The sequence below is a fragment of the Peptoniphilus lacrimalis DSM 7455 genome (genome assembly GCF_000378725.1).
GTDB lineage: Bacteria > Bacillota > Clostridia > Tissierellales > Peptoniphilaceae > Peptoniphilus_A > Peptoniphilus_A lacrimalis.
On the sequence record NZ_KB900369.1, the window covers coordinates 64,924 to 82,875 of the forward strand.

At 29.5% G+C, this 17,952-nt stretch carries 19 protein-coding genes and 1 tRNA gene; all 20 read left to right on the forward strand.

Translation table 11 applies throughout. The features are described from left to right. The first annotated feature begins 3 nt into the window (after positions 1-3). The 20 genes from ispD to coaBC all read left to right on the forward strand — a co-directional run bounded on the left by ispD (position 4) and on the right by coaBC (position 17,939). The gene (gene ispD, locus F594_RS0103180; protein ID WP_004824163.1) at positions 4-705 is read left to right on the forward strand and encodes a 2-C-methyl-D-erythritol 4-phosphate cytidylyltransferase; all 702 of its coding nucleotides are present in this window, start codon (positions 4-6) and stop codon (positions 703-705) included. Next, positions 702-1,178, forward strand: coding sequence for a 2-C-methyl-D-erythritol 2,4-cyclodiphosphate synthase (gene ispF, locus F594_RS0103185; RefSeq protein WP_004824136.1), 477 nt, complete (start codon positions 702-704; stop codon positions 1,176-1,178). The genes ispD and ispF overlap by 4 nt, the downstream gene beginning before the upstream one ends. Before the next feature lie 2 nt (positions 1,179-1,180). Next, positions 1,181-1,834, forward strand: coding sequence for a fructose-6-phosphate aldolase (gene fsa / locus F594_RS0103190; RefSeq protein ID WP_019034527.1), 654 nt, complete (start codon positions 1,181-1,183; stop codon positions 1,832-1,834). A 2-nt stretch (positions 1,835-1,836) separates the two neighbouring features. Next, positions 1,837-2,802: a class II fructose-bisphosphatase gene (gene glpX, locus F594_RS0103195; protein ID WP_019034528.1), complete on the forward strand. Its 966-nt coding sequence runs from the start codon at positions 1,837-1,839 to the stop codon at positions 2,800-2,802. Between the two features lie 11 nt (positions 2,803-2,813). Next, positions 2,814-4,574 (forward strand): transcription termination factor Rho, encoded by a 1,761-nt coding sequence (rho, locus tag F594_RS0103200; RefSeq protein WP_019034529.1) that lies wholly within the window; start codon positions 2,814-2,816, stop codon positions 4,572-4,574. Positions 4,575-4,680: 106 nt separating this feature from the next. Further along, complete coding sequence (gene rpmE / locus F594_RS0103205; RefSeq protein ID WP_004824084.1) at positions 4,681-4,884, forward strand: 50S ribosomal protein L31; 204 nt, start codon at positions 4,681-4,683, stop codon at positions 4,882-4,884. 35 nt (positions 4,885-4,919) lie between these two features. After that, entirely contained in the window at positions 4,920-5,750 is an 831-nt protein-coding gene (gene prmC / locus F594_RS0103210) for a peptide chain release factor N(5)-glutamine methyltransferase (RefSeq protein ID WP_019034530.1), read from the forward strand. 1 nt (position 5,751) lies between these two features. Then, positions 5,752-6,828 carry a peptide chain release factor 1 gene (gene prfA, locus F594_RS0103215; protein ID WP_009346004.1) on the forward strand — a complete coding sequence of 359 codons (1,077 nt, stop codon included), beginning with the start codon at positions 5,752-5,754 and terminating at the stop codon, positions 6,826-6,828. Positions 6,829-6,853: 25 nt separating this feature from the next. Beyond that, positions 6,854-7,270 (forward strand): hypothetical protein, encoded by a 417-nt coding sequence (locus tag F594_RS0103220; RefSeq protein WP_019034531.1) that lies wholly within the window; start codon positions 6,854-6,856, stop codon positions 7,268-7,270. 85 nt (positions 7,271-7,355) lie between these two features. Next, positions 7,356-7,431 (forward strand) — tRNA-Thr (locus F594_RS0103225). A 185-nt stretch (positions 7,432-7,616) separates the two neighbouring features. Beyond that, complete coding sequence (gloB, locus tag F594_RS0103230; protein ID WP_019034532.1) at positions 7,617-8,309, forward strand: hydroxyacylglutathione hydrolase; 693 nt, start codon at positions 7,617-7,619, stop codon at positions 8,307-8,309. After that, positions 8,309-8,497, forward strand: coding sequence for a hypothetical protein (locus F594_RS0103235; RefSeq protein ID WP_019034533.1), 189 nt, complete (start codon positions 8,309-8,311; stop codon positions 8,495-8,497). The genes gloB and F594_RS0103235 overlap by 1 nt, the downstream gene beginning before the upstream one ends. Next, positions 8,481-9,194 carry a rhomboid family intramembrane serine protease gene (locus tag F594_RS0103240; RefSeq protein ID WP_019034534.1) on the forward strand — a complete coding sequence of 238 codons (714 nt, stop codon included), beginning with the start codon at positions 8,481-8,483 and terminating at the stop codon, positions 9,192-9,194. Before F594_RS0103235 ends, F594_RS0103240 begins: the two co-directional genes overlap by 17 nt. 15 nt (positions 9,195-9,209) lie before the next feature. Further along, the gene (gene pepF / locus F594_RS0103245; protein ID WP_019034535.1) at positions 9,210-10,991 is read left to right on the forward strand and encodes an oligoendopeptidase F; all 1,782 of its coding nucleotides are present in this window, start codon (positions 9,210-9,212) and stop codon (positions 10,989-10,991) included. Between the two features lie 129 nt (positions 10,992-11,120). Beyond that, positions 11,121-12,506, forward strand: coding sequence for an asparagine--tRNA ligase (gene asnS, locus F594_RS0103250; RefSeq protein ID WP_019034536.1), 1,386 nt, complete (start codon positions 11,121-11,123; stop codon positions 12,504-12,506). A 9-nt stretch (positions 12,507-12,515) separates the two neighbouring features. Beyond that, positions 12,516-14,927 carry a leucine--tRNA ligase gene (gene leuS / locus F594_RS0103255; protein WP_019034537.1) on the forward strand — a complete coding sequence of 804 codons (2,412 nt, stop codon included), beginning with the start codon at positions 12,516-12,518 and terminating at the stop codon, positions 14,925-14,927. Between the two features lie 11 nt (positions 14,928-14,938). Continuing rightward, the gene (locus F594_RS0103260) at positions 14,939-15,814 is read left to right on the forward strand and encodes a YicC/YloC family endoribonuclease (RefSeq protein WP_019034538.1); all 876 of its coding nucleotides are present in this window, start codon (positions 14,939-14,941) and stop codon (positions 15,812-15,814) included. 19 nt (positions 15,815-15,833) lie between these two features. Next, the gene (gmk, locus tag F594_RS0103265; RefSeq protein WP_009344722.1) at positions 15,834-16,451 is read left to right on the forward strand and encodes a guanylate kinase; all 618 of its coding nucleotides are present in this window, start codon (positions 15,834-15,836) and stop codon (positions 16,449-16,451) included. Beyond that, positions 16,451-16,741 carry a DNA-directed RNA polymerase subunit omega gene (gene rpoZ / locus F594_RS0103270; RefSeq protein WP_004824121.1) on the forward strand — a complete coding sequence of 97 codons (291 nt, stop codon included), beginning with the start codon at positions 16,451-16,453 and terminating at the stop codon, positions 16,739-16,741. Before gmk ends, rpoZ begins: the two co-directional genes overlap by 1 nt. Before the next feature lies 1 nt (position 16,742). Further along, entirely contained in the window at positions 16,743-17,939 is a 1,197-nt protein-coding gene (gene coaBC / locus F594_RS0103275) for a bifunctional phosphopantothenoylcysteine decarboxylase/phosphopantothenate--cysteine ligase CoaBC (protein ID WP_019034539.1), read from the forward strand. The last annotated feature ends 13 nt before the right edge of the window (positions 17,940-17,952 follow it).

The window sequence follows — 17,952 nt, forward strand, 5'->3', positions numbered from 1 at the left end:
TTTATGATTAATGGTAATTTTGTAACAGCCTTTATAGCTGCTGCCGGAATGGGAAAAAGAATGAATGCTCCAATTAATAAACAATTTCTGTCTATTGAAGGAGTTCCGATTTTAGCTCAAACTATAAAAAAAATAGAAGCTTCAAAATACGTTGATTTCATTTTGCTTATTATAAAAAGCTCCGATTTAAATTATTTAAGTCAAATAATTTCAAAATACAAAATCAATACGAATTACAAGATATGCTATGGAGGAAATGAAAGGCAAGACTCTATAAATAATGGTTTAATGAATATGCCAAAGTCAACAGATATAATCCTAACCCATGATGGTGCCAGACCTTTTGTTTGTGTGGAAAAAATTGATCAGGCAATAGAGAGTGTTTTTGAAACTGGGGCTTGCACCTTAGCAAATAAAGTCAAGGACACTATAAAGGTATCATATGATGGTAAAAATGCTGATTATACACCGAATAGGGCACTTTTATGGCAAGTCCAAACTCCTCAAGTTTTTTTGGCTGATGTTTTAAAAAGTGCTTATAAGCAAGCCTACAGCGAGGGATATTATGGAACTGATGACTGTTCACTTGTTGAAAAAACTGGCAGAAAAATTAAACTGATTGACAATTCATATGATAATATAAAGATTACAACAAAAGAAGATTTAATTTTTGCAAAAGCAATTTTAAGAAAGAAGGATTTATGAGAGTAGGACTCGGTTTTGATGTTCATAAATTAGTAAATGATAGAGATTTAATTATTGGTGGTATTAAAATACCTCATAAACTTGGACTTTTGGGTCATTCTGATGCTGATGTTCTTATACACGCTATAATGGATTCTATATTAGGCGCTATGGCAAAAAGAGATATAGGATACCATTTCCCAGACACTGACAATAAATTTAAAAATATAGACTCAAAAATTTTACTTTCTAAAGTTTATGATTTAATGGTAGAAGAAAATTATAAAATTATAAATATAGATTGTGTAGTTTCAGCACAAAAACCTAAACTTGCACCATATATTGATAGTATGAGAAAAGTTATTGCTGAAATTTTAAATACACAAATAGAAAACATATCTATTAAGGCTACAACAACTGAAGGCTTAGGTTATGTCGGTGAGGAATTAGGAATATCGGCACAAGCAGTTGCTTTAATTGAAAAGGAGAAATAAAGTTGAAATTATTTATTGATACTGCAAATTTAGAAGAAATAAGAGAGATTAATTCTTGGGGTGTGGTGGACGGAGTTACGACTAATCCATCCCTCATTGCAAAAAATGGTGGTATTGTAAAAGAAGTGTATAAGGAAATATTATCTATTGTTCAAGGACCTGTATCATTAGAGGTTAATAGTGATGATTATAAATCTATGATAGAAGAGGCGAGAGATCTTTCTAAGCTGGGTAAAAATGTTGTAATAAAAATACCCATTACTGAAGAAGGACTTAAGGCGTGCTCTATTCTTTCTAAAGAAAAAATAAGGGTTAATATAACTCTTGTATTTTCTGCAAGTCAAGCACTTTTAGCTGCAAGAAGCGGAGCTTCATTTGTAAGCCCTTTTGTTGGCAGGCTAGATGATATTGGACAAGATGGTATTTCTTTAATAAGGGATATTGCAACAATATTTAAAGAACATCAAATTACAACACAAATAATTGCTGCTAGTATTAGATCAGTCGACCATGTTAAAAAAGCAGCATTAGTTGGAGCAGATATCTCTACTGTTCCATATAAAATTTTTAAAGAAATGATAGTACATGATTTAACAGATAAAGGTATTACTAAATTTAAAGAAGATTATAATAAAGTATATAAAAAAGGAGAGTAAAAATGGATAGAAATTTAGCACTTAATTTAGCAAGAGTTACAGAAGCTGCAGCTTTAAGTGCCGGCAAATGGCTTGGAAAAGGCGATAAAAATGGTGCCGACGGAGCAGCAGTTGATGCAATGAGAAGAATGTTTGATACAGTTGAAATTGACGGAACTGTTGTTATAGGAGAAGGGGAAATTGACGAAGCACCTATGCTATACATAGGCGAAAAGATTGGCACTAAAAGTGGTGAAGAACAAGTAGATATTGCTGTTGACCCAATTGATGGCACAAATTCTGTAGCTGCTGGTGGCACAAATTCTATTGCAGTTCTTGCAGTTGCTCCAAAGGGATGTCTTCTAAATGCACCAGATATATATATGGATAAAATAGCTTGCGGACCTAAGGCAAAGGGGGCAATAAAACTTGATGATTCCCCAACCGAAAATATCAAAAGAGTTGCTGAAAAATTAAATAAAAATATTGATGAAATCACAGTGGCGATTCTTGATAGACCAAGACACGAAAAAATTATCAAAGAAATAAGAAAATTAGGAGCAAGAATCAAAAAAGTTTCTGATGGTGATATTGTTACTGCTATTGAATGTTGTTTTGAAGAATCAGGTGTAGATTTAATTATGGGTAGAGGTGGTGCCCCAGAAGGAGTAATCGCTGCTGCTGCGTTAAAATGTTTAGGTGGAGATTTCCAAGGCAGACTTCATCCAACTGATGAAAAACAAGAAGCAAGATGTAGAGATTTGCATTCTGACTTAAATAAGGTTTATGAAATAGATGATTTGGTAAAGGGAAATGAAGTTATATTTTCTGTAACAGGAATTTCCAAGGGTGAAATATTAGATGGAGTAAAATATTATGAAAATAACATTGCTACAACTGAATCTTTGGTATTAAGATTACCAAGTGGCACTCAAAGATTTATTAAGTCAACTCATAGACTAGATTTAAAACCTGATTATGCAAAATAGAGTGGAATTTTATGGCGAATGAAAACAAAAATTCAATTACCTTAAAAAATAAACCAATAAATGATTTAAAAAATATTGCTTTGTCAATGGGGTTAAAGGATGACGAATCTTTTAACCGCACTGACTATTATAATTATATTGTTTACGGAACTAAGCCTAAAATTAAGTCTTATACAAAAAAAGATCTAATAAATCTTAGTATCAAAGATTTGAGAGAAATTGCAAATGAGCTAGATATAGCTTCATCATATAAATATAAAAAAGACCCTTTAATTGAGCTTATTGTTGAAAAATATAAAAATTCAGATCTTGATACTGATTCAGATTTAACTAGCAAAACAACAGTTGAATTAAGAGAGATTGCAAAAGAACTTAACATATCAAAACCATACTTATATAAAAAAGACCAATTAATTAAAGTTATTGAAGAAAAATATGAAGAAAATTTAGAATATAAAGATGATATTTATTCTGAAGACCAAGATGATAAGGATAAAGAACTTTATACTCCAGATGAAAATTTAGAAGAAGATATAGAAGATAATGAACTAGAAGATGAAATAGATAAAATTGAAGAATCTCATGCTAAAAAATTCGGTATTGAATTAGATGAAATCTCTAATAATGCGACTGAGGCAGTTGGCAAGATGGATGACGCTAAGTATGTATGCGGCATTCTCGAACTTCATCAAGATGGATATGGTTTTTTGAGAGTTAGTAACTTTTTACCATCAGAAGGCGATATTTATGTTTCCCCATCTCAAATTAGAAGATTTAGACTTAGAAATGGAGATAAAATTCTTGGTATTGTAAGACCCTCAAAAGATGGAGAATCTTATAATGGTTTAATTTATATCAATGAAGTTAATGACAAAAAACCGAATCTTGCTACAAATAGACCATATTTTGAAAATTTGACACCAATCTATCCAAGAGAAAAAATAAAAATGGAGTTTGATCCTAAAGACATTGCAACAAGAGTTATTGATTTGATTTGCCCAGTAGGTAAAGGGCAGAGAGGTCTTATTGTTTCTCCACCAAAATCAGGAAAAACAACATTATTAAAAAAAATAGCTAAGTCTATAGAAAAAAATTACCCTGAAATAGAATTATTTGTTTTGTTAATAGATGAAAGACCTGAAGAGGTCACAGATATGCAAAGATCTGTTAAGGGACAAGTCGTTTATTCGACTTTTGATGAAACTCCTAAAAATCACACAAGAGTTGCGGAAATGGTGCTTGATAGGGCAAAAAGATTAGTTGAACAAGGAAAAGATGTTGTTATACTTTTAGATTCATTAACAAGACTTTCAAGAGCTTATAATTTGATAACTCCATCGTCAGGAAAAACATTATCAGGTGGTCTTGATCCCTTATCTTTACACAAGCCAAAAAGATTTTTTGGAGCCGCTAGAAATATCGAAGAGGGAGGTTCTCTAACCATACTTGCTACAGCTTTAGTTGAAACAGGATCACGCATGGATGATATTATTTTTGAAGAATTTAAAGGAACTGGCAATATGGAACTTCATCTAGATAGAAAATTGTCAGAAAAAAGAATTTTCCCTGCAATAGATATTTACAAGTCTGGAACTAGAAAAGAAGAACTTTTACTAAATCAAGATGAACTTAATTTTGCATTTAATATAAGAAATGCTATGTCCTATAATTCATCAAATGAAGTTACGGAAGTCTTACTTGATGAAATGACAAAAACAATAAATAATAAAACTTTTGTTAGGGATTCAAAAATAATTAAGAATTTATCTTAGACTTGTATTTTTTGTAAAATTATTATATAATACTAAGGTAATTTATTTGAATTTCAAACGTTCATATGATATAATACACAATCGTTAATAGATAGGGGGCTTAGAAATGAAAAAAGAAATTCACCCAGAATACAAAGAAGCAACAGTAACATGTGCTTGTGGTAACACTTTTAAAACTGGTTCTGTAAAAGAAAATCTTAAAGTTGAAGTTTGCTCAGAATGTCATCCATTCTTTACTGGTAAGCAAAAATTTACTGATACTGGTGGAAGAATTGAAAAATTCAACAAAAAATATAAGAGGAATAATTAAGAGGTTAGCAGGCGCTAGCCTTTTTTAATACAAATATGAAAATTAAAGAAGCCCTATCTAAAGCCATTGTATATCTTAACGAAAGAAAATTTACAGACCCTCTTTATGAATCACGACTTATTCTTTCACTAATATTAGAAAAAGATATTTCATTTATTTATGCCTATTTAGATTTGGAACTTGAACCTAAAGATGAAGAAAAATTTTTCCAAATCCTAAAAATGCGACAATCTGGACAACCTCTCCAATATATACTTGAAGAAACTTATTTCATGGGTAAGAAATTTAAGATAAATAGAGGAGTTCTTATACCCAGAAAAGAAACAGAAATTTCTGTGGAAGTAATTACAGATATTATTAAAAAAAACAAGTGTAAAAGTTTTTTAGAAATTGGTTGTGGTAGTGGCATAGTTACAATAATGGTAAATTTATTGACTAATATAAATTGTGGCTGTCTTGATATTTCTGACTTAGCTATAGAAAATACTAAAACTAATATTAAAAATTTAGGGGCTAAGGTCCAAGTATTCAATAGCAATTTATTTGAAAATGTCGAAGGAAAATTTGATATAATATATTCAAATCCACCCTATATAAAAACAGGTGAAATTAAAAATTTACAGGATGAAGTTAAAAATTTTGAACCCATCAGCGCCCTAGACGGTGGAGAGAGTGGACTTGAATTTTACAAAAAAATAATAAAACAATCAACAAATTATTTGAATGATAATGGTTTTCTCATATTTGAAATTGGTTACGACCAAAAAGATTCAATTGAAAATTTAATGATTAAAGATTTTAATATATATTTTAAAAAAGACCTACAGGGATATTACAGAGTAGCTGTAGGTAAAAGAAGGTGTTAATATGTACGAAAAATTATCTGTATTTGAAGATAGATATAATGAACTTGAAAAAAGTTTGATGGATATAAATGTTATAAATAATTCAAGCTTATATCAAAAGACAGCAATTGAGCATGCAGAACTTCAACCCATAGTAAGTAAATATAGGGAATATAAAAAAACTAAGGAAAATTTAAACGATTCTAAGGCATTGTTGGCAGAAAAATTAGATGATGATATGAAAGACTTAGTTAAAGACGATATTTCTACTAACGAAAAAAACTTAGAAAAAATTGAAGAAGATTTAAAAATATTATTGATTCCAAAAGACCCTAACGACAAGAAAAATGTTATGGTTGAAATTAGAGCTGGAGCTGGTGGGGATGAAGCTGCATTGTTTGCTGGGACCTTATTTAGACAATATGTTCGATACGCTGAAAGATGCGGATGGAAAGTAGATATTATATCCACAAATGAAATTGGAATTGGTGGTTACAAAGAAGTTGTATTTATGATAATAGGTAGGGGGGCATACTCTAGATTAAAATATGAATCTGGAGTTCACAGAGTGCAAAGAGTTCCCGAAACTGAAAGTGGTGGAAGAATTCATACTTCAACAGCAACAGTTGCCGTATTGCCTGAAGTTGAAGATGTTGAAGTTGAAATTGACCCAACAGAAATAAAATTTGATGTTTTTAGGGCATCAGGAAATGGGGGTCAATGCGTAAATACTACTGACTCCGCTGTAAGACTTACCCATATTCCTACAGGAATTGTAATATCATGTCAAGATGAAAAGTCACAGTTGATGAATAAAGAAAAAGCCATGAAACTTTTAAGGGCTAAACTTTATGATTTAAAAATTCAAGAACAAAATGAGAAAAATTCCGCCCAAAGACTTTCACAAGTAGGAACAGGAGATAGGTCAGAACGTATAAGAACCTATAATTATCCACAAGGAAGAGTTACAGACCACAGGATAAATTATACTACCCATCAGATTGATTCTATTAATGACGGAGAACTTGATGAATTAATAGATGCATTAACAGCAGCCGACCAAATTAAAAAATTAGAAAATATAGATAAGGGTAAATAATTTATATACCAATCAGGAGGCTATTATGAATTATTTTAGAAATTTAAATAAGGAAATTTATCTATATATAGAAAAAATATCAGATAATAAAAAGCTTGTGGAAAACTGGTATACAATATGCAGACTTTTACACAATATTTTATATTTGCCTTTTATATTTTTTGTTCCTCAATTTATAGGTCAAATTGTTAAAGGTTTTTTCCATAATAATTTTCCTACAGATCCTTCAATTATGGAATTAATTTATAGCAGAAGTTTTTATATTGATTTTTTAAAAGTAATTTTAACAATACTTCCACTTTTCTTATCTACTTATTTCAGAAAGTTGGCAAATAAACTAGATGAATATTTAAATGGATATACTTTAAATTATTTTAAAGTAATAACAACAATAATATTTATAGGTGTATTTTTAGGCTTTACTATTTATTCAATAAAATAAGCTTATAAAATTTGACTGCAAAATTTAAATTTCATCAATTTTCTTAATTGATATTTATAAATAAATAATGTATAATAACTTCATTGCTATCGTAGCTCAGTAGGTAGAGCACTACATTGGTAATGTAGAGGTCGGGGGTTCAAATCCCCCCGTTAGCTCCATTTTTTATTAATTTTGTCTTAGCTTGATGCTAAGGCTTTTTTGTTAACGAAAAAAAATTTTAAAGCCGTTTTAATTATATTTATAGGGGGTTAGAAGAAACTTTTTAAAATCACTACTATTAATAAATTATTAAAAAGTTTCTTTAATGGGTAGAATTAACATAGTAATTTTTTTGGAGGCTCTTATGGAAATTAAAGCAATATCCGCATTTTCAGATAATTACATTTGGACTATAATAAAAAATAATAAGCTTATTTTTGTAGATACAGGTCAGGCTCAACCTGTTCTGGATTTTATAAAGGATAAAGAGCCGATAGCTATTCTACTAACCCACAAACATGATGATCATGTTGGAGGAGTTTTTGAAATAAAGAAAAAATATCCTGATATTAAAGTGTATGGTCCTGTTGAAACTCGTGATCTAAACGATATTACATTAAAAGATGGTGATAATTTTCAATTATTGGGTGAGAATTTTAAGGTTATAGAAACAACTGGACATACTGATTATCATATTTCTTATCTAATGGGTGATAACTTATTTTGTGGAGATGCACTATTTTTAGCAGGTTGTGGCAGAGTTTTTACCGGTGATTATAAAAAAAGCTACGAATCTATGAAAAAATTTGCTAACCTTGATGATAATATTAACGTTTATGCCGGCCATGAGTATGGACTTTCAAACTTAAAATTTGTAAAATCAATTATGAACACTGAGCAAGTAATTAGGTCTTATGAGGAAGTTCTTAAGAAAAATAAAAGAGGTCAAATTACTTTGCCATCTACTATTGGTCAAGAAAAGAAAATTAATCCCTTTATGATGGCAAAAAGTTTAGAGGAATTTATAAAACTAAGAAAGGAAAAAGATAATTTTTAATGGAATTAAATAATAAGATATATTCACCACAAACAGCTAGAGAAAAAACAAACTTTTCCATTGTTATGGCTCTTGGAATAAATAACTTATATGAAGCAAGTGAGTTAATTGATAGTGGAATTTGTAACTTTGTTGGAATTGGTAAAGCTGACTTAAGAGGGAATTTGTTGTATGACTTTAAAATATAAAATTCAATCACTTTTTAATAAAATGTTTAAAATATCAAAGGTTAGCTTAATTCTAATAACTATAAATATTATAGTTTTTATGATAATGACCCTTTGCGGTGGAAGTCAAAATATAGATGTTCTTGTTAAATTTAATGCCATGAATAAAATTTTAGTCTACCAAGGTCAGTGGTGGAGATTAATTTGTCCTATTTTTATTCATATAGGCATTGCACATCTATTAATGAATATGTATTTTCTCTATATTGTTGGCTCAATTTTTGAAAACCTTTATGGTTCATTAAGATATTTAATTATTTATATTGCCTGTGGATTAATGGGAAATTTTGTTTCTTATGCCTTTAGTAATCCCTACACAATTAGTGCTGGAGCATCAACTTCTTTATATGGTCTTTTTGGTCTTGCAATTGGCTTAATGATTAGATATAAAGATGATAAAGTTTTAAGTTCTTTTGGCAAAAGTTTTTTATTTATAATTGTCGTTAACATTTTTTATTCTTTTCTAAATCCTTCTATTGGGGTATTGGGTCATTTTGGAGGCTTATTAGGTGGATATCTTTGTTCAGGAATTTTTCCCGTTTTAAATAAAAAAATGCCAAAAAATAAAGTAGTTATTAATATTTGTGCATTTATTATAATATCTATTCTTTGTATTTTGTACGGAAACCTTAGTGTTAGATATGGATTAATGAAATAATTTTAGGAGATTGTTATGTTAAGATATGATATTGACGAAAAATATAAGTGGGATTTAGAAAAAATTTATAAAAATCTCAATGAATTTAAAAAAGATTATGAAGAAATAAAAAAAGGTATTGAAAAGCTTTGTAAATTTAATGGAAAAATCTGCCAATCAGCAAAAAGTCTAGAAGAATTTTTAAAATTAGATGAAAAGGTTGAAAGAAAAATAGAAAAGCTTTATGTTTATGCTTCTTTAAAATCTGATGAAAATACAAGAGAAACAGCAAATCAAGAATTAAAACAAGAGGCTATGAATTTATATTCTGAATTTATAGGAAAGTTATCTTTTGTAAAGTCGCAGATACTTAAAGAAGATTATAAACTTATTGAAAAATACTTAGAAGAGAACGAAAATTTAAAAATTTACAAGCATTATTTCAAAGATTTATTCAGAAATAAAAATCATATACTTTCAGACAAGGAAGAAAAAATTATAGCTTCCTATAATAAATTAGGTAAAGTTCCAGAAAATACTTATATGCTTTTTACTAATGCAGACTTGAAGTTTCCATATGTTTTGAAAGGTGATAAGAAAATTGAAATTACAAACGCTAATTTTACGCATTTGCAAGAAGATAAGGATAGAAATTTTAGAAAAGAAGTCTATGAAAAGTTCTATTCCACCTATAAACAATTCCAAGAAACATCTGCTAGCTTATTAAATGGAGAGCTTATAAATCACTACACACAAGCAAAACTTAGAAATTTTGAATCAAGTAGGCAAATGGCACTTTTTACTAATAATATTTCAGAAGATGTTTATGATAATCTTATTGATGTAATTAATGACAATTTGGATATAAATAAAGACTATATTTCTCTTAGAAAAGAAATTTTAAATTTAAATGATTTAGCTTTTTACGATATTTATATGCCATTAGTATCTGATTATAATTTAAAATATTCTTTCGAAGAAGCAAAAGAAATTATTCTTGAAGCATTAAAGCCCCTTGGTAATGATTATATTAATAATGCAAGGCGTGGTTTCGAGTCAAGATGGTTTGATGTATGCCCAAATGAAGGTAAGAGGTCGGGAGCTTATTCGTCCGGTTCATATGATACTGAGCCTTATATACTTCTAAATTACAACAATACTCTTGATTCCTTATTTACGACAGTCCATGAGTTAGGTCATTCAATGCATTCTTATTATACAAATACATCACAACCTTATATTTATAGTTCATATTCAATTTTTCTTGCAGAAATTGCTTCCACCACTAATGAACTTCTTCTTTTAAATTATATGTTGGATAATACTGAAAATAAAAAGGAAAAAGCATATCTTTTAAATCATTATGTTAATTCTTTTAAATCTACTATTTTTAGGCAAGCAATGTTTGCAGAATTTGAACATAAAGCAAATCTTTTAGTTGGTCAGTCAAAACCTATAAATGGACAAATATTAGATGAAATATATAAGGACTTAAATATTAAATATTATGGAAAAGATATAAAAATAGATGAGTACATTTCTTGTGAGTGGACAAGAATTCCTCATTTTTATATGTTCTATTATGTATATCAATATGCAACAGGATTTTCAAGTGCAGTAACTTTATCTAATAATATTCTCCACGGAAGTAAAAAAGATACAATTAATTACCTAGACTTCTTAAAAGCAGGCAACATTGCTTATCCCCTTGAAATTTTAAAAAGAGCTGGTGTTGATATGACAAAGAAAGACGATTTACAAAAAGCCATGAATATTGCAAGGGAAAAACTTGATGAATTAAATAATATATTAAAATAAAAAACATGCTGATTTCAAAATTACTGAAGTCAGCTTTTTATTATTTTAAGCCAAAATAATGTTCTAATATTTGACAAAAGTGAAAGATAATCATATACTAAAATATTATAAGATAATTATGGAGGGTCTATGATTAGTATCAGAGAAATATTTAAAAATACAGAAAATTATATAGACAAAGAGATTGAAATTTGTGGATGGATTAAAACTAACAGAGGTTCAAAAAATTTTGGTTTTATTGAGCTTACTGATGGCACTAATTTTAATTCATTACAAGTCGTATATGGAAAGGAGCTTGGAAATTTTTCTGAAATTGAAAAATATACATTGAGCTCTTCTCTTATAATTAAGGGAAAATTAGTAGAATCCCCTGGGGCTAATCAGTCATTTGAACTTCAGGCTAAGGAAATTAAACTTATAGGCGCTGCAGATAATACTTATCCTCTACAAAAGAAAAGACACACAATGGAATATCTTAGAACGGTAAGTCATCTTCGCCCGCGTACAAATACTTTTAATGCAGTATTTAGGGTCAGATCATTAATTGCTTATGCAATTCATAAATTTTTCCAAGAAAGAGGTTTCGTTTATTTTCATGCACCAATTATAACTGCTTCTGATGCAGAAGGTGCTGGAGAAATGTTTCAAGTAACAACATTACCTTTAGAAGATGTACCTAAAAATGATGAGGGAAAAGTAGATTACAAAAAAGACTTTTTTGGTAAAGAAACTAACTTAACTGTTTCAGGTCAATTAGAAGATGAAGCTTTTGCTCTTGCTTTTGGCAATGTTTATACTTTTGGACCAACATTTAGAGCAGAAAATTCTAATACACCAAGGCATGCAGCAGAATTTTGGATGATAGAGCCTGAAATGGCATTTGCAGATTTAAATGTTAACATGGATGTGGCAGAAGCTATGTTAAAATATATCATCAGATATGTGCTTGAAAATGCCAAAGAGGAAATGAAATTCTTTAATAAGTTTATTGATAAAGACCTTTTAGCACGACTTGACAATGTGGTTTCAAATGAATTTGAAAGAATTACCTATACTCAAGCCATTGAAATATTAGAAAAGGCAAATAAAGAATTTAAATTCCCAGTTAAATGGGGAATAGACTTACAAACTGAACATGAAAGATATATCACAGAAGAAGTTTTCAAAAAACCTGTTTTTGTAACAAATTATCCAAAGGAAATAAAAGCTTTTTATATGACAGAAAACGATGATAAGAAGACAGTAGCAGCTATGGATTTACTTGTTCCTGGGGTTGGAGAAATAATAGGTGGTTCTCAAAGAGAACATAGAAATGAAATCTTAGAAAAGAAAATGAAAGATTTAAATATGAATATGGATGAATATGATTGGTATCTTGATTTGAGAAGATTTGGTACATGTATTCACTCAGGATATGGACTTGGATTTGAAAGAGCCGTTATGTATATTACAGGAATGAAAAATATTAGAGATGTTATACCATTTCCAAGAACAGTAGGGAATGCTAATTATTAAGGAGAATAGATGAAAGATTATAAACCAGAAGTTATTGAAAAAAAATGGCAAGATTATTGGGATGAACACCAAACATATAAGGCTTTAAATGATGATGATAGGGAAAAAATATATCTTTTAGTTGAATTTCCTTATCCATCAGGTCAAGGACTTCATGTTGGCCATCCTCGCCCTTACACAGCACTTGATATAGTTGCGAGAAAAAGACGTTATCAAGGATATAATGTTTTATTTCCAATGGGATGGGATGCTTTTGGACTACCAACGGAAAATTATGCTATAAAAAATAAAATTCATCCAGCAATTGTAACAAAACAAAACATTAAACATTTTAAAGAACAGCTTAAATCAATAGGCTTTTCCTTTGATTGGTCAAGAGAAATTAATACAACTGATCCTGAATATTATAAATGGACCCAATGGATATTTTTACAATTATATAAACATGGCTTAGCATACAAAAAGGAAAGTCCAATAAACTGGTGTCCATCATGTAAAACTGGCTTAGCAAATGAAGAAGTTATTGGCGGTAAATGTGAAAGATGTAACACAGAAGTGGTAAGACGTGTAAAAAGTCAATGGATGCTTAAAATTACTGCCTATGCAGATAGACTTATTGATGATCTTGACGATGTGGATTACATTGAAAGGGTAAAGACTCAACAAAAAAATTGGATTGGAAGAAGTGAAGGGGCAAGTATACTTTTCCCCATCAAAGATTCTGATGAAAAACTTGAAGTTTTTACTACTAGACCAGATACAATATTTGGTGCAACTTACATGGTAATTGCACCTGAACATCCTTTACTTGAAAAATATAAGGATTGTATTATAAACCTTGATGAAATTAATGCATATAAAGAAGAAGTTGCAAAAAAATCTGATTTTGAAAGAACAGAACTTGCTAAAGATAAAACTGGTGTTGAAATTAAGGGATTAAAAGCAATAAATCCAATAAGTAAAAAAGAAATTCCTGTTTGGATATCAGATTATGTTTTAATGTCTTACGGTACTGGAGCAATTATGGCTGTTCCTGCTCATGATACAAGAGATTATGATTTTGCTAAGAAATTTGGATTAGATATTGTAGAAGTTATTAAAGGCGGAGATATATCAAAAGAAGCCTATACAGATACAAATAATGGTATATTAGTAAACTCAGAATTTTTAAATGGTCTTGAAGTTAAGGATGCTAAGGAAAAAATGATTAAATATTTGCTAGAAAACAATCTTGGTAATAAAAAAATTAATTTTAAATTAAGAGATTGGGTTTTTTCTAGACAAAGATATTGGGGAGAACCAATACCTATAGTACATTGTCCAAAGTGCGGTTTTGTACCTGTACCTGAAGACCAACTTCCATTGCTTTTACCAGAAGTTGAAAATTATGAGCCAACAGACGATGGAGAATCACCTTTAGCAAATATTAAAGAATTTGTAGAAACTACTTGTCCTAAATGTGGTTGTTCCGCACATAGAGAAACAGATACAATGCCTCAATGGGCAGGTTCATCTTGGTATTTCTTAAGATATGCAGATCCTCATAATAAAGATGCTTTGGCTTCAAAAGATGCCCTAAATTATTGGACTCCTGTAGATTGGTATAATGGAGGTATGGAACATACAACACTTCATTTATTATACTCTAGATTTTGGCATAAATTTTTATATGACATTGGAGTTGTTCCAACAAAAGAACCTTATGTAAAAAGAACATCTCATGGTATGATTTTAGGTGAAAATAACGAAAAAATGAGCAAATCTCGTGGTAATGTTGTTAATCCTGATGATATTGTTCATGATTATGGTGCAGATACCTTGAGAACTTATGAAATGTTTATTGGAGATTTCGAAAAACCTGTACCTTGGATGGAAACTGGTGTGCGTGGTTGCAGAAGGTTTTTGGATAGAGTTTGGAACTTATCAGATATTTTAGTTGATGGAGATAAATATTCTGAAAGTTTAGAAAAATCAATTCATAAGACAATCAAAAAAGTATCCTATGATTATGAAAATTTAAAGGCTAATACTGCTATTGCAGCTCTTATGAGTTTATTGAATGAATTTGTAGCTAATAAAAATATAACTAAAGCTGATTTTAGGACATTTCTTATGCTATTAAACCCAGTTGCTCCACATATTACTGAAGAATTGTGGGAACAAAATAATTTAGGCGGATATTTAAACGAATCTTCATGGCCAGTTTATGATGAAGAAAAAACTATTGATAATATAGTTGAGATGCCCGTACAATTTAACGGAAAGCTAAGATTCACAATCGAAGTTTCTAAAGATTCTAATGTGGACCAAGCTCGTGAAATTGCAATGAAAAATGAAGCTTATGCTAAAAATATAAAAGATAAGAAAGTTATTAAAGAAATTTTTGTACCTGGAAAAATTTATAATATAGTTGTTAAGTAGTAGGTGATTTTATGAAAAGTATGACAGGTTATGGTTCCTATGAATCTCAAAGCGATAATTATCATTTAAAAATTGATATGAAATCTGTAAACAACAGGTATTGTGATATATTTATTAAATTGCCTGCCTTACTTTTTTCCTATGAAGACAAAATAAAAAGATTCATTAAAAAAGATGTTAGAAGGGGTAAAGTTGAGGTTTTTATTAAACTTAACAAATTAAGTAAAGACGATAATTCCTTTGACGTAGATTTACCTCTGGCAAAAAATTATTATAATGCCTCAAGGGATATTTCAAATTATTTAGGTCTTAATAATAATTTATCTATAAAAGATATTATTACTAAGCCTGGAGTATTAGTTGAAAGTGAAGATAATGAGGTTTCTAAGGAGCTTGAAGATTTATTATTTACAACTTTAACAAAGACTTTAGAATCTTTTATTACTTCAAGATTAAGTGAAGGTCAAGCCATTAAGGAAGATTTTAAAACTAAACTATCAAGTATAAAAGATATAGTTGCAAAAGTTGAAGAACTTTCACCAATTTCCTTAAAGGAAAATGAAGAAAAATTAAAGAACAAATTAAATAATTATTTAGATGAAAGCGAAATTGATAGACAAAGAATAGCAACAGAATGTTTTTTGCTAGTAGATAAACTCTCTATTGATGAGGAAATAACTAGGCTAAAAATTCATCTAGATAGATTTAATCATATAATGAATTTAGAAGAAAGTATTGGTAGAAAATTGGACTTTTTATTGCAAGAAATAAATAGAGAAATAAATACTATTGGGTCGAAATCCAATAATATTGATATCTTAAATAATGTTGTTCTTGTTAAATCTGAAGTAGAAAGAATTAGAGAACAAGTCCAAAATATTGAGTAGATAAGTATAGAGGTGTAATTTGAGCGGCGGATTTTTATTGGTACTATCAGGCCCATCTGGAAGTGGTAAGGGAACTGTAAGTCAAGCAATAATGAAAGAAAATAAAGAAATTGTATTTTCAACTTCTGTTACTACAAGAACTCCAAGACCTGGAGAAGTTAACGGAGAAAATTACTTTTTTGTTAGTAAAACTAAATTTGAACAAATGGTTGAAAAAGATGAATTATTAGAGCATGCTTTTGTTCATACCAATTACTATGGAACACCCAAACAATTTGTTTTTGACCAGATTGAAAATGGGGAAATTGTACTACTTGAAATTGACGTTCAAGGTGCATTACAGATAAAAAAGAAATATAAGGAAGCTGTTTTTATATTCTTAATTCCACCAACTATGGAAGAATTAAGAAACAGATTAGTAAAAAGAGATACAGAGTCTGAGGAAGAGATTAATACAAGATTTAAAAATGCCTTTAGAGAACTTGATTTTGTAGGTGAATATGACTATTTTGTTATTAACGATAAAGTAAGTCAGGCTGTAATAGATATTGAAAATATTATAGCTGCTGAAAAATTAAGAGTAAAAAGACATAAGGATATTAAAAGTGAAGTTCTAAAAGAAAAGGAGAAGATTTAATGAATATACCTTCATTTAAAGAATTAATGGAAAAATCTGATTCAAGATATGAACTTTGTATGTTAGTTTCAAAAAGGTCCAGAAAATTAGTAGACGGTCAAAAAGCTTTAGTTGATACTGATATGAAAAAACCTGTTTCTGTCGCTTTAGAAGAAGTGATGGAAGGGAAAATAATTTTTGGTCAAGAAATGAGCGACAAAGAATATGAAGAAAAAATTGCAGTAGAAAGATTAGAATTAGAAGAAAAACTTAGAAATGAAATAAAGAATTCACCACAAGAAGAGGAATAATATGCTAAGAAATAAAAAGATTCTTCTAGGTGTTACAGGAGGGATTGCAGCTTATAAATCTCCATCCATTTGTTCGATTTTAAGAAAACAAGGAGCAGAGGTTAAAGTTATAATGACAGAAGCTGCAAAGAAATTTATAAGTCCATTAACTATGCAAACTATGTCAGGCAATATTTGTTATGATCAAATGTTTAATCAATTAACTAACATGGATGTGGGGCATATATCTTTAGCAAAATGGGCTGATATAATTGTAGTAGCTCCAGCGACTGCAAATATTATAGGAAAATTTGCAAACGGAATTTCAGATGACTTGCTGTCAACTGTTTTTATGGCATCAAGGTCTAAAGTTATTATTGCTCCAGCTATGAATACTTATATGTTAAATTCTCCTGCTAATCAAAAAAATATGAAGACTCTTAAAGATAGAGGCATTATTGTTTTAGACACAGAAAAAGATTTATTAGCTTGTAAAGATGTGGGCGAAGGTAAAATGCTATCTCCTAAAGAAATTGTTGATGAAATTGATACATGTTTAACTGCAAAAGATTTTGAAGGTAAAAATTTTGTAATTACTGCTGGTCCAACTATAGAACCTATAGATCCAGTTAGGTTTTTATCTAATCATTCTTCTGGTAAAATGGGTTATGCCATAGCTAGAAGAGCTAAAAAAAGAGGAGCTAATGTAACTTTAATTTCAGGTCCAACAAATATAGAAATACCAAAAGTGGACAATTTTGTAAGAATAAAGACCACTCAGGATATGTTTGACCAAGTTGGCAAGTATTTTGATAATGCTGATGTTTTAATTAAGGCCGCTGCTCCAGCAGATTACAAACCTAAATATTATAGCAAAGAGAAAATCAAGAAAAATTCTTCTTATGATTTAAATAACATTGAGTTAGAAAAAAATCCTGATATAGCTAAATATTATGGAAGTAAAAAATCTAAACAAATTATAGTAGGTTTTGCTGCAGAATCTACTAATATTTATGAGTATGCTAAGGAAAAATTAAATTCGAAAAATTTAGATATGATTGTTGTTAATAATATTGTTAGAGAAGGTGCTGGTTTCTCAACAGATACTAATATTGCTAGTATTATTGATAAAAATTTAAAGATTGAAGACTTTAACATCATGACAAAAATAGAGCTTGCAGATAAGATTTTAAACAGAATAAGTAAATTATTTAGCTAGGTTATCCTAGCTA

Excerpts from the sequence above, each read along its gene's own strand:
- pepF (WP_019034535.1), top strand. The coding sequence starts at position 9,210 with ATGTTAAGATATGATATTGACGAAAAATATAAGTGGGATTTAGAAAAA.
- rho (WP_019034529.1), top strand. The coding sequence starts at position 2,814 with ATGGCGAATGAAAACAAAAATTCAATTACCTTAAAAAATAAACCAATA.
- rpoZ (WP_004824121.1), top strand. The coding sequence starts at position 16,451 with ATGAATATACCTTCATTTAAAGAATTAATGGAAAAATCTGATTCAAGA.
- prmC (WP_019034530.1), top strand. The coding sequence starts at position 4,920 with ATGAAAATTAAAGAAGCCCTATCTAAAGCCATTGTATATCTTAACGAA.
- prfA (WP_009346004.1), top strand. The coding sequence starts at position 5,752 with ATGTACGAAAAATTATCTGTATTTGAAGATAGATATAATGAACTTGAA.
- F594_RS0103260 (WP_019034538.1), top strand. The coding sequence starts at position 14,939 with ATGAAAAGTATGACAGGTTATGGTTCCTATGAATCTCAAAGCGATAAT.
- gloB (WP_019034532.1), top strand. The coding sequence starts at position 7,617 with ATGGAAATTAAAGCAATATCCGCATTTTCAGATAATTACATTTGGACT.
- leuS (WP_019034537.1), top strand. The coding sequence starts at position 12,516 with ATGAAAGATTATAAACCAGAAGTTATTGAAAAAAAATGGCAAGATTAT.
- rpmE (WP_004824084.1), top strand. The coding sequence starts at position 4,681 with ATGAAAAAAGAAATTCACCCAGAATACAAAGAAGCAACAGTAACATGT.
- coaBC (WP_019034539.1), top strand. The coding sequence starts at position 16,743 with ATGCTAAGAAATAAAAAGATTCTTCTAGGTGTTACAGGAGGGATTGCA.
- F594_RS0103220 (WP_019034531.1), top strand. The coding sequence starts at position 6,854 with ATGAATTATTTTAGAAATTTAAATAAGGAAATTTATCTATATATAGAA.
- ispF (WP_004824136.1), top strand. The coding sequence starts at position 702 with ATGAGAGTAGGACTCGGTTTTGATGTTCATAAATTAGTAAATGATAGA.
- F594_RS0103240 (WP_019034534.1), top strand. The coding sequence starts at position 8,481 with ATGACTTTAAAATATAAAATTCAATCACTTTTTAATAAAATGTTTAAA.
- ispD (WP_004824163.1), top strand. The coding sequence starts at position 4 with ATGATTAATGGTAATTTTGTAACAGCCTTTATAGCTGCTGCCGGAATG.
- asnS (WP_019034536.1), top strand. The coding sequence starts at position 11,121 with ATGATTAGTATCAGAGAAATATTTAAAAATACAGAAAATTATATAGAC.
- F594_RS0103235 (WP_019034533.1), top strand. The coding sequence starts at position 8,309 with ATGGAATTAAATAATAAGATATATTCACCACAAACAGCTAGAGAAAAA.
- glpX (WP_019034528.1), top strand. The coding sequence starts at position 1,837 with ATGGATAGAAATTTAGCACTTAATTTAGCAAGAGTTACAGAAGCTGCA.